Here is a 14,442-nt window from a genome sequence, read left to right as displayed (position 1 = left end):
TGGCTCCTTGGTTGGCGACAGGAGCCAGCTAAGGAGGTAGGACGACACCCGTTCCACAAATACAGTGGCGGCGTTGTCCTGAGCTTCCCTTCGCTGGCATTATCCAGATCAGGTTCGGAGGGTATTTCTCACCCGCGCCACAGCTGTATGCCGTGCGCAGGACCCCTAGCGTATGCCGCCCGGTGGTGTTCAGCGGGCAGCGCGACGATTATAACCGCGCCTTGCCGATTGCGCGACCCGCATGTTGGTGCGCCCTGCCCGTAGCGTAAATGCCACATCTGGTGGCGGCCGCTGCGGTATAGTGATCTCATGCCAAAATGCAATATTCACCGCTGTCTGTTTTTGCTGGCGCTGCTGCTGGCATGCGTTGCGCCCACGTACGCCACCGAACGTTGGAGCCGCCTGGCCCACACCGCGTTCAAGCACCACCAGCAACCCGACATGACCGGCGGAAATTCTTTTGCCCAGGACCGGCAAGGGTTCGTCTGGATCGGCACCCAGACCGGGCTGGTGCGCTGGGATGGCAGCCGCTACCTGCGCTACATGGGCGACACCACCCGCACCGACGCCCTGCCCGACAGCTACATTCTCAGCGTACACATCGACTGGCGCGGCCACCTGTGGGTCGGCATGAATTCCGGCGGCGTGGCGCGCTACGACGCCGCCCACGACAACTTCGTGCGCTATCGCGCGGTACCCGGTGGCTTGGCCAGCGGTGATGTGGGTGCCATTACCGACGACGGCGCCGACGGCATACTGGTAGGCCACGGCGCCGGCATCGACCGCATCGATGCCGCCGGCGCGGTCAGCCGCATGGTCTATGCCGCCGGGGCGGCGCTGCCGGCCGGCGGCGTCAGCTTCCTGCTGCGCGCCACCGATGGCCGGCTGTGGATCGGCACCGAGCGCGGCCTGTTCCTGATGGACCAGGACCGCCGGGTGCGGCCGGTCGCCCTGGTCGATGGCGCCGCCCTGCCCATCGGCGCATTGTTCCAGGACAGCACCGGCCGCATCTGGGTGGGCACCCGCGCCAACGGCGCCTTCCTGGTCGATGCGGCCACCCTGAAGGCCACGGCGGTACGCGAAAGCGGGCCGGTATCGACCTTGCAGCAGGAGCGCGTGGTGTCGATGATCGAAGCGGCGCCCGATCAGGTCTGGATCGGCACCGACGGCAGCGCAGGTGGCATCGTGGTGCTGGACGTGCTCAGCGGCGAGACGCGCCGTATCCGCCACCGTGCCGACACCCCCGACAGCCTGCTCGACAACAACATCATGACCATGTTCCGCGAACGCGGCGGCATTGTCTTCGTGGCCGGCATGGGCGGCCTCAGCCAGCACGGTCCCGTGTCGGATGCGGTCACCACCGTGCGCTACCTGGACCCCGACGCTGCTGGCGTGCTCAGCGTGCCGTCCATGATGCAGGCGCCCGATGGCAGGCTGTGGCTGTCGATTGCCGGCGGCGGCATCAAGATCGTCGACCCGGCCACCGGCCAGGTTTCCAGCGTGCCCGACCTGCCCAAGGGCCGGGTGCTGGCGATCGTGCCGGGACCCGATGGCGAGATCTACCTGGGCACCCAGAAAGGCCTGTACCGCGCCGATGCCCAGGGCCGCCGCGCGCGCCTGGTGCCGGTGCCCGGGCGCGCGCTCGAGGAAGAGGTATGGGCGCTGGCGGTGCGCGACCGGGTACTGTGGCTGGGCGACCTGGAAGGCGTGCGCGCATTGCAACTGCCGCCTGCAGGCAGTCGCGACACGGCGCGCCTGCTACGCCACGAAACCGACCGCCTGGGCGACCCGCGCGTGACCGCGCTGCTCATCGCCGGCAACGATCTGTGGATCGGCACCCGCACCGGGCTGGCGCGCCTGGGCCGCCTGGATCCCGCCAGCGCCAGCGTGGAACTGGTGCCGACCGAGCTGGCCGCCGCCGACCGCCTGGCGCCCGGTTATGTCTCGTCGCTGCTGCTCGACCGCCAGGGACGGCTGTGGCTGTCGAACTTCGGCATCGGCGTGATCATGCTCGAACGTACCCACGCCGACGGTCAGCGGCACTTCCGCCGCTTCAGCAAGCTGCAGGGCATGCCCGACAACGGCGCCAACATGGTGCTGGAGGATGTCGATGGCGCGATCTGGGCCAGTACCGACACCGGTATGGCGCGGATAGCGCCGGGCACGCTGGCGATACAGTCGTTCGGTCCCGGCGACGGCGTGCAAGTGCCGTTGTACTGGACCAATTCCGGCGCGCGCACCGCGGCCGACGAACTGGTGTTCGGCGGCCTGTCCGGCCTGACCGTGCTGCGCACCCGCGCCCTGGCGCCATGGCGCTACGCGGCGCCGGTCGCGGTCACGCGCATCGTGCTGGGCGACCAGGAAATCCCCGGCGGCAGCTACAACATCGCCGGCCGCCGTGCCGCGCCGATCACCATCACGCCGGAGGGCCGCGAGCGCGGCTTCTCGCTCGAGTTCGCCGCGCTCGACTATTCCGCGCCCGAGCGCAACCGCTATGCCTACCAGCTCAAGGGGTTCGATCGCGACTGGATCGCCACCGACACCACCAGCCGCCGCGCCAGCTACACCAACCTGCCGCCGGGCGACTACGTGTTGCTGCTGCGCGGCTCCAACCGCAACGGCGAATGGTCGGCGCCGCTGGAAGTGCCGGTGCGCGTGCTGACCGCCTGGCACCAGCAGCCGTGGGCGCGGCTGGCAGCGGTGTTGCTGGCGGCGCTGCTGCTGGCCGGCCTGATGCACGCCCGCACCCGCTACCTGCGGCGGCGCCAGCACGAACTGGAGGCCATGGTGGAAGCGCGCACCGCCGAACTGCGCGTTACCCAGGCCCAGCTGGAAACCCTGGCCTACAGCGATCCGCTCACCGGCCTGGCCAACCGGCGCCTGTTCAGCGACGAGCTGCGTCACCTGGTGGCGCAGGCCGAGCGCGGTGGATCGGGGTTCACGCTGCTGCTGATCGACCTCGACCACTTCAAGCCGATCAACGACACCCACGGCCACGACGCCGGCGACGCCCTGCTGGTGGCCGCCGCCGGCCGCCTGCTGGCGGCGGTGCGCGAAGCGGACCGGGTATTCCGCCTGGGCGGTGACGAATTTGCCGTGCTGGTGGGCGGAACCACCGACCGCGCCACGCTCGAACCGGTCTGCGCGCGCATCCTCCACAACCTGGCCGAGCCGCTATTGCTGCCGCAGGGGGACACCATCAAGATCAGCGTCAGCGTGGGGGCGGCGGTGCACCAGAGCGGCCACAGCCACGAACAGCTCTACAAGCTGGCCGACGTGGCGCTGTACCGCGCCAAGGGTGCGGGTCGCAATACCTGGCAGCTGGCCGAATAGTGACAAGATCCGACAAGATCCGGTGTTGTCTAAATGGAATATCTTTCATATAATGTTGCGTTTGGGTATATACCATGCAACGCTCCCGCGCTTACCTGTCTGCCAACCTGCTTGCTGCCTTGCTCTCGACCGCCTGCCTGACCGCCCACGCCGGCAAACTGCAGGTGGTGGACGAATCGTACTCGAGCGACTTTGCCCTCTACCTCGAAGAAACCCTGCCGGCGCCGCTGCAGGCGGCCCTGGTTCAGCGCGGCCTGGCGGTATGGGGGCGCACCGAAGCGTATGAACTGGGCGGCCATGGCTATTGCATCGGCAGCGTGGGCATCACCACCGCCACCACCGACGGCCGCCAGCCGCGCGCGCCGTTGGAACACATCACCCGCTTCGTCCAGGAAGTGGCCGATGACCAGTGGCAGGAGACGGTATGCCGGGCCACTGCCATGCGCGCCGCAGTCGAGGCCATTGGCGAAGCCGAGCTGGCGCAGCTGGTCGACAACCTCGATCAAACGCTGCCCGGCGGCGGCACCCGGGCGGTGGAACCAGCCGATCCCAAGGTAATCGAAATATCGGGATCGGGCGTGGGCGCCAAGGCCAGGGCCGCGCTGTCCGACGCGCTGTCCGCTTACCAGATCGGCAAGCTGTTCGACTATCGCCAGATCACCACCTACGTCGATACGGAAATCTTCGAGCTGGACAACGGCGACAGCGCCTGCTACGCCCGCGTGGGCCTGACCGCGCGCGCGCCGCAGGGCCGCCAGTCGCGCCTGCCGGCCTACAGCACCGACACCATGTTCGTCGCCGCGCCCGGCGACGATGAAGCTTGCCAGCGCGACGCCGTACTCGACGCGGTGGGCAAACACTTCAGCCAGCCGTGGACCACCGACGGCATCTTTGCCGGCCTGGAGAAAACCCGCGAGGACGGCCTGGCCTTGCCCGACCTGGCCAAGGTGGCCAAACAGCACGCGGCGCAGGCCGAGCCGGCAGCGGCGAAATAGCAGGCGCAGGGCGGCGCGGCCGGCCCATGCCGCGCCGCGTCATCTATAATGGCTGTTTTCGCAAATTACTCTGCCCAATCATGGAATTAGCCAAGTCTTTCGAGCCTGCCGACATTGAACAATTCTGGCGCACCGAGTGGGAATCGCGCGGTTATTACACCGCCACCCTCGACGCCGGCAAACCTTCTTTCAGCATCCAGCTGCCGCCGCCGAACGTCACCGGCACCCTGCACATGGGCCACGCGTTCAACCAGACCATCATGGATGGCCTGACGCGCTACCACCGCATGCTCGGCCATAACACGGCCTGGATCCCGGGCACCGACCACGCCGGCATCGCCACCCAGATCGTGGTGGAGCGCCAGCTCGACGCGCAGAAGATTTCGCGCCACGACCTCGGCCGCGACGAATTCATCAAGCGCGTGTGGGAGTGGAAGGAAAAATCGGGCTCCACCATCACCGGCCAGATGCGCCGCCTGGGCGCCTCCCCCGACTGGCAGCGCGAATACTTCACCATGGACGAAACCCGTTCGAAGGTCGTCACCGACGTCTTCGTGCGCCTGCACGAACAGGGCCTGATCTACCGTGGCAAGCGCCTGGTCAACTGGGACCCGGTGCTGGGCACGGCCGTCTCCGATCTCGAGGTGGAATCCAAGGAAGAAGAAGGCTCGATGTGGTACATCAAGTACCCGCTGGCCGACGGTTCGGGCACCATCACGGTGGCCACCACCCGTCCTGAAACCATGCTCGGCGACGTCGCCGTGGCGGTCGATCCGACCGACGAGCGCTACGCTGCGCTGGTGGGCAAGATGCTGACCCTGCCACTGGTGGGCCGCGCCATCCCGATCATCGCCGACGAATACGTCGATAAAGCTTTTGGCACCGGCTGCGTCAAGATCACGCCTGCCCACGACCAGAACGACTACGCGGTCGGCCAGCGCCACAACCTGCCGATGCTGTCGATCTTCACGCTCGAAGCGAAGATCAACGACGAGGCACCGGAACAATATCGCGGCATGGACCGTTTCGTCGCGCGCAAGCAGATCGTCGCCGACCTCGAAGCGGCCGGCCTGCTCGAAGACGTCAAAAAGCACACGCTGATGGTGCCGCGCGGCGACCGTACCGGCGTGGTGATCGAGCCGATGCTGACCGACCAGTGGTTCGTCGCCATGAGCAAGCCGGCGCCGGAAGGCACTTTCTTCCCCGGCAAGTCGATTGCCGAGACCGCCCTGGAAAAAGTGGCCAGCGGCGACATCAAGTTCGTGCCCGAGAACTGGAGCAACACCTACAACCAGTGGCTCAACAACATCCAGGACTGGTGCATCTCGCGCCAGTTGTGGTGGGGCCATCAAATCCCGGCCTGGTACGACGACGCGGGCAACATCTTCGTCGCCAAGACCGAGGCCGAAGCGCTGGCCAAGCAGCAGGCCGCTGGCAGCACCGGTCCGCTGCGCCGCGACGCCGACGTGCTCGACACCTGGTTCTCGTCGGCGCTGGTGCCGTTCTCCACCCTGGGCTGGCCCGACGAAACGCCGGACCTGAAAGCGTTCCTGCCGTCGTCGGTGCTGGTCACCGGTTTCGACATCATCTTCTTCTGGGTGGCGCGCATGGTGATGTTCACCCTGCACTTCACCGGCAAGGTGCCGTTCGAAACCGTGTACGTGCATGGCCTGGTGCGCGATTCGACCGGCCAGAAAATGTCCAAGTCGAAGGGCAATACGCTCGACCCGATCGACCTGATCGACGGCATCGGCATCGATGCCCTGGTGGCCAAGCGCACCACCGGCCTGATGGATCCGCGCACCGCGCCAAAAATCGAGAAAGCCACGCGCAAGGAATTCCCCGAAGGCATCGCTGCCTACGGCACCGACGCGGTGCGCTTCACCATGGCGTCGTACGCCTCGCTGGGCCGCAACATCAACTTCGACCTGGGCCGCGCCGAAGGCTACCGCAACTTCTGCAACAAGCTGTGGAACGCCACCCGCTTCGTGCTGATGAACACGGAAGAAAAGGATTGCAGCGCCAGCGATGCCGACCTGTCCAACGCCGACAAGTGGATCATCTCGCTGCTGCAAAAGGCCGAGCTGGACGTGGCCAAGGGCTTCGAAGACTACCGCTTCGACAACATCGCTTCCACCATCTACAAGTTCGTCTGGGACGAGTACTGCGACTGGTACCTGGAGGTGGCCAAGGTGCAGGTACAGCACGGCACCGAAGGCCAGCAGCGCGCCACCCGCCACACGCTGTTGCGCGTGCTGGAAGTGGTGCTGCGCCTGGCCCATCCGGTGATTCCGTTCGTCACCGAAGCGCTGTGGCAGGCGGTCGCGCCGCTGGCCGGCAAGTCGGGCGACTCCATCATGATGCAGCCGTACCCGATCGCCGACACCGCCAATATCGACGAAGCGGCCGAAGCGTGGATGCTGCAACTGAAAACGCTGATCGACGCTACCCGCAACCTGCGCGGCGAAATGCAGCTGGCGCCATCGCTGCGCGTGCCGCTGATCGTCGAGCCGGCCAGTGCTGCCGACAAGGCGGCGCTGGCCCTGTGCGCGCCGTACATCCAGGCGCTGGGCAAGCTGGCCGAAGTGCAGATCGTCGACGCCCTGCCCGATTCGCCGGCAGCGGTGGCGATTGTCGGCACGACCAAGCTGATGCTCAAGGTCGAGATCGACGTGAAGGCCGAGCGCGAGCGCCTGTCCAAGGAAATCACCCGTGTCGAAGGCGAGATCGCCAAGGCCAACGGCAAGCTGTCGAACCAGAGTTTCGTCGCCCGCGCGCCGGTGGAAGTGGTGGCGCAAGAGAAGGAACGGGTGGCCAACTTCTCGGCCACGCTGGACAAGATGCGCGAGCAGTTGGCCAAGCTGCCGGCCTGATAGCTTATCTCCGAGCCCTGCAGGGCCGCCTCCGGGCGGCCTTTTTTCCGCCCACGCGATCAGGCTTCCCTGCTAGAATGAGCCGATATCTCTTTGACAAGGCTCGCAATGACGCAGGGGACTGGTGGCTACGTGGCGGGCATCGACTACACCCACGGCTACTATCGCGAGCTCGGCCCGCTGCATGCGGCGATGGCGCTGGCCCATGCCGGCGTGCCTATGCCGTCCGTGGCCACCGCCTGCGAGCTGGGCTTCGGCCAGGGGCTCTCCACCAATATTCATGCTGCCGCCAGCACTGTGGCCTGGCACGGCACCGATTTCAATCCCGCCCAGGCCGGCTATGCCGCGCAACTGGCGCAGGCCGCCGGCAGCAACGCCCAGTTGGCGGACCAGTCGTTTGCCGAGTATTGCGTCCGCACCGACCTGCCCGACTTCGACTTCATCGCCGTGCATGGCGTGTGGAGCTGGGTCTCGCCTGCCAACCGCGCCCTGCTGCTCGACTTCGTGCACCGCAAGCTCAAACCGGGCGGAGTGTTGTACATGAGCTACAACTGCCAGCCGGGTTGGGCGCCGATGGTGCCGCTGCGCAACCTGCTGAGCGGCTACATCGACCGCACGACCGCGCCCGGCGCCGGCCTCGAGCGCCGTATCGACGCCGCGCTCGACTTTGCCGACAAGCTGCTGGCCACTCGTCCCGCCTACCTGGCGGCGTATCCGCACGTGGCAGACATGCTGGCAGGCCTGCGCAACCACGACCACCGCTACCTGGCCCACGAATTTTTCAACGCCGACTGGCAGCCGGTCGACTTCGCCGAACAAGCCGCCACCCTGGCCGCAGCCGGCCTGGCGTATGCCTGCCCGGCCCACCACCTGGACCAGCTCGACCCGCTGAACCTCACCGCACCGCAACGCGCGCTGCTGGCGCAGTTGCCGGACCCGGTGCAGCGCCAGGGCGTGCGCGACGTGATGCTCAACCAGAGTTTTCGGCGCGACTACTGGATCAACACCGCAGCCGGCGAGTGCCAGCTGAGCCCGGCGCAACACGAAGCGGTGATGCGCAGCCAGCGCGTGGTGCTGGTGATGCCGCGCGCCGACGTCGACCTCACCGTACGCACCGGCGCGTTCGAGATCGCCCTCAAGCAGGACATGTATGCGCCCCTGCTCGACGCCCTGCAAGACCACCAGGCGCGCACCGTGGCCGAGCTGGAACGGCTGGTGCCGATGCGCGGCGGCCTGCGCCAGCTGTTCGAAGCGGTGTTCATCCTGTGCGGCATGGGCGTGCTGGCGCCAGCCCAGGCGCCGGACGCGGCAGCCAGTGCCAGCGCCGCCAGCCGGCGCCTGAACCTGGCGTTGTTCGAGCGCGCACGCGGCTGCGGCGAGATCCAGCACATGGCGTCGGCGCTGGTGGGCGGAGGCCTGGCGATGCCGCGCATCCCGCAGTTGTTCCTGCTGGCGCAGGCGCATGGCCTGCATGGCGCCAGCGCCTGGAGCGACTTCGCCGGACCGCTGCTGGCGGCGCAGAACGTGCCATTGCACAAGGATGGCAAGCCGCTGGCCACAGCCGGCGAATACCAGGCCGAAGTGCTGCGCAAGGCCGGCATTTTCGAACGCCATTATTTACCGATGTACCAGGCGCTGGGCATTACCGACACCGACACACCATGAACCACTGGATCAGCGGCAGCGCCGCACCAGGCCGTTCCAGCGCGCTGCGCATTGCCCTGGCGTTCGCCAGCGCAGGTCTGGCCCCACCAGCGGCGGACATGGTGTGTCACCTCGGTGGTGGAGATGCCCAGGGCGCCGGGCCGGCTGGTCGCTAACTTCCGCTTGAAGCTCACGAGCATCTGACGCCACCGCCAGGGGGCATGGCTCACCCGGCCAGCAGCTCGGCGTAGCGCGCCACGTCGACATTACCGCCGCTGATGATGATGCCCACGCGCTGGCCTTGCAGTTGCGCCTTCATGGCGCGCGCGGCGGCCAGGCCCAGGCAGCCGGTCGGTTCGACCACCAGCTTCATGCGCGCGGCAAAAAAACGCATTTCGGCGCGCAGCTGGGCGTCGCTCACCGTCAGAATATCGTCGACATCGCGGCAGATGATGGGGAACGTCAGGTTGCCCAGGTGCTGGGTCTGAGCGCCGTCGGCAATCGTCTTCGGGGTGTCGATGTGGACGATGCTGCCGCTGCGGAACGATTGCTGACCGTCGTTGCCGGCCTCCGGCTCCACCCCGTAGAGTTTGGTCGCAGGCGACAGCGCGCGCGTGGACAGCGCCGAGCCGCTGAGCAGACCGCCGCCGCCCAGGCACACGAACAGCGCATCGAGCTGGCCGACCTCCTCGAACAATTCCTTGGCGGCCGTGCCCTGGCCAGCGATCACGTCGGCATGGTCGTACGGCGGGATCAGGGTCATGCCGCGCTGCTGGGCCAGGTCGCGGCCGATCTGTTCGCGGTCCTGGGTGTAGCGGTCGTACAGCACCACGTCGGCGCCATAGCCGCGGGTGGCGGCGATTTTCGACGGCGGCGCGTCGTGCGGCATGATGATGGTGGCCGGAATGCCAGCCAGCTGCGCCGACAAGGCGATGCCCTGCGCATGGTTGCCGGACGAAAAAGCGACAACACCGGCACGCCGCTGCGCCTCATCGAATTTGGCCAGCGCATTGTAGGCGCCACGGAACTTGAACGCCCCCATGCGCTGCAAGTTTTCACACTTGAAAAACACCTGCGCACCGAGCTCGCTATCGGCAGTGCGCGACGTCATCACCGGCGTGCGGTGCGCCACCCCGGCAATCCGCTCCGACGCCGCCACCACGTCGGCATAAATGGGCAAAACCTGTTCGTTCATGATTCTTCCTTTAGTTGTAAAGCGTGGTCAGGGCGAGGCGCAGCGCCGCAGACAGTGCGAACGCACGGCAAGGCGCTGCAACGACGCCCTGGCCGCGCTTTTAGCGGGCATCGTTGTAGACGGTGGCGCTGGAGACGTTAAGATACGCGGCAACGGCATTAGGGTCAGGGCAACGGCATTAGGGTCAGTGCCGACATTCAGACACGAGCTCTTCGCTATCTGCAGCCGGCCTTGTCAGCGGGCATCGTTGTAAACGGTGGCGCGGGAGACGTTAAGATACGCGGCAACGATATCCATCGCCCGCCTCACGTCGGACAGCCCACTGTCCTTGAGCTCACCCATCAGCGCGCGGCGCTCGTCGGTCTTGAGCGCGCGCGGGGTGGTGCCGTGGCGGGCGGCGAAGTCGTCGATGCGCAGGCGGATGGCTTCGGCCCCGGTGGGTTGCAGCGTGTCGTTGACGGCAGCGGCCCTATCGACGCTGCCGAATTGCGTGAGCATGGTGTTGAGGCTGCGGAACACGGTGAGATCGACGTTCAGGCACAGCGCGGCCACGTAGCGCCCGTCGCTGTCCTTGATGCCGACCGACGTGCTCTTGGCCAGGCGACCGTCGGGAAAGGTGTTCGGGTAGTTGGCGATCACCTGGTCGACGCCTGGGTCGGCGGCGCGCGCCAGGCCCAGCTCGGTGGCGGGTTCGCCCACGCTACGCCCGGACAGGTTGTTATGGATCGCCAGGATGGCGTGGTCCGGCTCGGTCAGGTCGTGCAGCACCACTTCGCAAAAAGGCGCCAGGGTCTTGCCCAGGCCATCGGCCACCTGCTGCAACTGGGCCAGCAGGTTGTGGTGTTCGGGAGTCTTTTTCATCAAAACATTTTATCTTCTTTTGGACTTTTTGTACAATACCCTTCCCGTGTCGAGGCCCGTGGTGCAGCGTTTCGATGTCATCCTCTAATCCAGCGCGCCGCAGCCCTGTTGCGCAGCACAGTTCGTATAATGGTTGCACAACAACCATTGGAGACCGATCATGAAACTGCTTGCCGCCACCGCTGCCGCCGCTACCGCCCTGTTCGCTTTTGCAGCCCCGCTTGCCCACGCCGCCGACCTGGCCTCGCCGGTGGGACTGTGGCAAAACATCGACGACGAAACCAACAAGCCCAAGGCGCTGATCCGCATCACCGACACCAACGGCGTGCTGCAAGGCCAGATCGAAAAACTGTACCGCGACGCCGGCGAAGACCAGAATCCGCTGTGCGTAAAATGCGAAGGCGCCAAGAAGGACCAGCCGATCACCGGCATGGTGATCCTCACCGGACTGAAGAAAGACGGCGACGAATACACGGGCGGCGAAATTCTCGACCCGGCCAAGGGCAAAACCTACAAGAGCAAGATGCACCTGACCGACGGCGGCAAGAAACTGAGCGTGCGCGGCTACATCGGCACGCCGATGCTGGGCCGCTCGCAGACCTGGGTGCGGCAGGACTAACGCAGGCTGCAGGCGGACCTTCGATGCGCCTGCTGGCGCACGGCAGCGCCAACTACGCGCCGGTGGCCAGCAACCACGCCGAACCGGGCCGCGCGCTCAACCGGCAGGTGGAGCTGGTGGCGCAATAGTTATGGCGCGATGCCCTTGCCGGTGGCGGTCCAGTAAATGCCGCCCAGCAGGTGCGCCAGGTATTGCGGGTCGCGGTACATCTCGCCGTTGTGGCCCAGCGCGGTGACGAATACCCGGCCGCCTTGTTGGGCACCTTCCAGCGTGTGATACCAAGCTACCGGGTGGTCGCGGCCCATGCCCTGGGTGGTCTGGCCGGGCCAGATTTTGGTCGGGTCGTAGGTGCTTTCATCGACGTTCAGTACCGGGTGGATCGCGATATTGTGCGGATTGTCGAAGATGTACCACTCGTCGCTCCAGATCCAGCGCTCGGGTATGCCGAACGTGGCCGGAAACTTTTTATCGACCACGTAGGCCACGCCGGTTTGCAGCATCGGGTGGTTGCCCACCCGGCGACCGATCAGCTTCTCGAACCATGGCCAGGTGTTGGGCGCAATGATCAACGAGCGGTGCACCAGCATGGCGTTGCCGCCGCTGCGCATATAGTCCTCGAATTTTTTACGGCGCGCTTCGCTGAGCTCTTCCCCGGGCGTGTTGAGGAACACGATGGTGGCGTATTGCTTCAAGTCGCCATCGAACAGCTCGGGACGATGCGTGTACACCACCTCGAACGAGTGCAGCTTGCCCAGTTTTTCCAGGCTGTCGCGGGCGATCGGGATGTATTCGTAATGGTATTTGCCGGGCATGGCGAACACCAGGATCTTGTACTGGTTGTCGGCGCGGCTGGGCGCGGCCAGCAGCAAGGCGGCGATGGCCAAAATGGACATGAGGGCCTGCAGGATTTTTCGCATGGTTGTCTCCGTGAATTTTTTACTTAGTTAGCGCTAACATCGGACCGTCCAATATACCCGTTTTCTCTGCGCAAGTGATACAGGTGTTACGATTCGCGACGATGAAAATATTTCTGATCCTGGTGGGATGGATCGCCGTGGCGCTGGGCGTGCTGGGCATCTTCCTGCCGTTGCTGCCCACCACGCCGTTCCTGCTGCTCGCGTCCGCCTGCTTCGCACGCGGTTCCTCGCGCATGCACAACTGGCTGCAAACCAACCGCGTGTTCGGCAAATACCTGCGCGACTACGAAAACGGCCACGGCATGCCGCTGCGCGCCAAGGTCTGGGTGCTGATCTTCATGTGGTGCTCGATGGGGTATTCGCTGTGGCGCCTGCAGCACCTGCCGGCACTGCAAGTGCTGCTGGTGGTGATCGGCGCCGGTGTGACGATTTATCTGACGCGCTTCGTGCCGACCATGGTGCCCAAAAAGCCTGGCTAAGCCGACGGCGTGGCGTGCTTGCGCAAGTGCCGATCCAGGCTGTTGGCAAAGCTCTGGCGGTCGCTCTGGCTGAACGCGGCCGGGCCGCCGGTATCGACGCCGCTGCCGCGCAGCTCGTCCATGAAGGCGCGCATGGTCAGCATCTGGGCGATATTGTCGTTGGTGTAGAACTCGCCGCGCGGATTCAGCGCATAACCGCCCTTCTTCAACACGTCTGACGCCAGTGGAATGTCGCCGGTCACCACCAGGTCGCCGGGCGCCAGGAGGCGCACGATTTCCTGGTCGGCCACGTCGGCGCCGGACGGCACTTGCACCGAGCGGATGAACCGCGACGGTGGCACCCGCAGTAACTGGTTGGCCACCAGCGTGACCTGCAACTGCATGCGGTCGGCCACGCGGTACAGGATGTCCTTGACCACGGCCGGGCAGGCATCGGCATCGACCCAGATCTGCATCACAGGTCCGTCCACAGTTCGCCGTTGGGGCTGGTGCGCGGGGGCGTCACGCCAAAGTGGCGGTACGCGGCAGGCGTGGCCACCCGCCCGCGCGGCGTGCGCTGCAAAAAGCCCTGCTGGATCAAATACGGTTCAAGCACGTCCTCGATGGTGTCGGCCGCTTCGCCGATGGCCGCAGCCAGGTTGCCGACGCCCACCGGGCCGCCACCGAACTTGAACAGCACCGCTTCGAGCAGCTTGCGGTCCATGACGTCGAAGCCGACGGTATCGACGTCGAGCATGACCAGTGCGGCGTCGGCCGTGGCCTTGGTGATGTCGCCATTGCTTTTGACTTCAGCGTAATCGCGCACCCGGCGCAGCAGGCGGTTGGCGATACGCGGCGTGCCACGGGCGCGGCGGGCAATTTCCACCGCGCCGTCGGGGTGGATATTGGCCTTGAGCAGTGCCGCACTGCGGGTGACGATCTTGGTCAGTTCCTCGGTATTGTAGAACTCGAGGCGGGCCACGATGCCGAAACGGTCGCGCAGCGGGTTGGTCAGCATGCCGGCGCGGGTGGTGGCGCCGACCAGCGTGAACGGCTGCAGGTCGAGCTTGACCGAGCGCGCGGCCGGGCCCTCGCCGATCATGATGTCGATCTGGTAGTCCTCGAGCGCCGGGTACAGAATTTCTTCGACCACCGGCGACAGGCGGTGGATCTCGTCGATGAACAGCACGTCGTTGGCTTCGAGGTTGGTGAGTATGGCCGCCAGGTCGCCGGGACGCTCGAGCACCGGGCCCGAGGTCTGGCGCAGGTTCACGCCCATCTCGCGCGCAATGATGTTGGCCAACGTGGTTTTACCGAGACCGGGCGGGCCGAACAGCAACGTGTGATCGAGCGCCTCGTTGCGGTTGCGCGCGGCAGCGATAAAGATCTCGAGCTGGTCGCGGATCTTGGACTGCCCGACGTATTCATCGAGGAGCTTGGGACGCAAGGCCCGTTCGATGGCCTCTTCGTTGGGCGACGTGGGCGCCGCGTCGATAATGCGCTGTTCGGTGAAGCTGTCGGTCTGGATGCTCATTCGTTACTTGGTT

General features: G+C 65.9%; 12 protein-coding genes and 1 riboswitch. Of the genes, 7 read left to right on the top strand and 5 right to left on the bottom strand.

Going from position 1 to position 14,442, the window contains the following annotated elements:
• Positions 1–68: 68 nt before the first annotated feature.
• A riboswitch (TPP riboswitch) is annotated at positions 69–177 on the bottom strand.
• A 132-nt stretch (positions 178–309) separates the two neighbouring features.
• The 5 genes from J2X54_RS21615 to J2X54_RS21595 all read left to right on the top strand — a co-directional run bounded on the left by J2X54_RS21615 (position 310) and on the right by J2X54_RS21595 (position 9,021).
• Positions 310–3,333 (top strand): diguanylate cyclase domain-containing protein, encoded by a 3,024-nt coding sequence (locus tag J2X54_RS21615; protein ID WP_310183544.1) that lies wholly within the window; start codon positions 310–312, stop codon positions 3,331–3,333.
• Between the two features lie 74 nt (positions 3,334–3,407).
• Positions 3,408–4,328: a hypothetical protein gene (locus J2X54_RS21610; protein ID WP_310183541.1), complete on the top strand. Its 921-nt coding sequence runs from the start codon at positions 3,408–3,410 to the stop codon at positions 4,326–4,328.
• Between the two features lie 80 nt (positions 4,329–4,408).
• The gene (locus J2X54_RS21605) at positions 4,409–7,201 is read left to right on the top strand and encodes a valine--tRNA ligase (protein WP_310183539.1); all 2,793 of its coding nucleotides are present in this window, start codon (positions 4,409–4,411) and stop codon (positions 7,199–7,201) included.
• Positions 7,202–7,309: 108 nt separating this feature from the next.
• Entirely contained in the window at positions 7,310–8,866 is a 1,557-nt protein-coding gene (locus J2X54_RS21600; RefSeq protein WP_310183537.1) for a class I SAM-dependent methyltransferase, read from the top strand.
• Complete coding sequence (locus tag J2X54_RS21595; protein ID WP_167359074.1) at positions 8,863–9,021, top strand: hypothetical protein; 159 nt, start codon at positions 8,863–8,865, stop codon at positions 9,019–9,021. The genes J2X54_RS21600 and J2X54_RS21595 overlap by 4 nt, the downstream gene beginning before the upstream one ends.
• Before the next feature lie 50 nt (positions 9,022–9,071).
• On the opposite strand, the gene J2X54_RS21590 is transcribed toward J2X54_RS21595, so the two are convergent.
• Positions 9,072–10,040: a threo-3-hydroxy-L-aspartate ammonia-lyase gene (locus tag J2X54_RS21590; RefSeq protein WP_310183533.1), complete on the bottom strand. Its 969-nt coding sequence runs from the start codon at positions 10,038–10,040 to the stop codon at positions 9,072–9,074.
• Between the two features lie 234 nt (positions 10,041–10,274).
• Positions 10,275–10,901, bottom strand: coding sequence for a PAS domain-containing protein (locus J2X54_RS21585; protein WP_310183530.1), 627 nt, complete (start codon positions 10,899–10,901; stop codon positions 10,275–10,277).
• 160 nt (positions 10,902–11,061) lie between these two features.
• Between J2X54_RS21585 and J2X54_RS21580 the strand changes: the two genes are divergently transcribed.
• Complete coding sequence (locus J2X54_RS21580; RefSeq protein WP_070249314.1) at positions 11,062–11,520, top strand: DUF2147 domain-containing protein; 459 nt, start codon at positions 11,062–11,064, stop codon at positions 11,518–11,520.
• Between the two features lie 128 nt (positions 11,521–11,648).
• Here the strand turns inward: J2X54_RS21580 and J2X54_RS21575 are convergent, their stop codons facing one another.
• Complete coding sequence (locus J2X54_RS21575) at positions 11,649–12,437, bottom strand: ThuA domain-containing protein (RefSeq protein ID WP_310183528.1); 789 nt, start codon at positions 12,435–12,437, stop codon at positions 11,649–11,651.
• Positions 12,438–12,538: 101 nt separating this feature from the next.
• Here J2X54_RS21575 and J2X54_RS21570 point away from each other — a divergent pair, with 101 nt between their 5' ends.
• Positions 12,539–12,916 carry a YbaN family protein gene (locus J2X54_RS21570; RefSeq protein ID WP_070249312.1) on the top strand — a complete coding sequence of 126 codons (378 nt, stop codon included), beginning with the start codon at positions 12,539–12,541 and terminating at the stop codon, positions 12,914–12,916.
• Here the strand turns inward: J2X54_RS21570 and J2X54_RS21565 are convergent.
• Both J2X54_RS21565 and ruvB read right to left on the bottom strand, forming a co-directional pair.
• Positions 12,913–13,371, bottom strand: a complete 459-nt coding sequence (locus J2X54_RS21565; protein WP_070249311.1) for a YaiI/YqxD family protein — start codon at positions 13,369–13,371, stop codon at positions 12,913–12,915. The genes J2X54_RS21570 and J2X54_RS21565 overlap by 4 nt on opposite strands.
• A complete protein-coding gene (ruvB, locus tag J2X54_RS21560) occupies positions 13,371–14,429 on the bottom strand; it encodes a Holliday junction branch migration DNA helicase RuvB (protein ID WP_310183525.1) in 1,059 nt (352 codons plus the stop codon). Before ruvB ends, J2X54_RS21565 begins: the two co-directional genes overlap by 1 nt.
• Positions 14,430–14,442 lie beyond the last annotated feature (13 nt).

This window comes from Duganella sp. 3397 (assembly GCF_031456625.1).
Taxonomy (GTDB): Bacteria; Pseudomonadota; Gammaproteobacteria; order Burkholderiales; family Burkholderiaceae_D; genus Rugamonas; species Rugamonas phyllosphaerae.
Note: the sequence above shows the minus strand (reverse complement) of the source record. Positions and strands in the feature narration are given on the sequence as shown.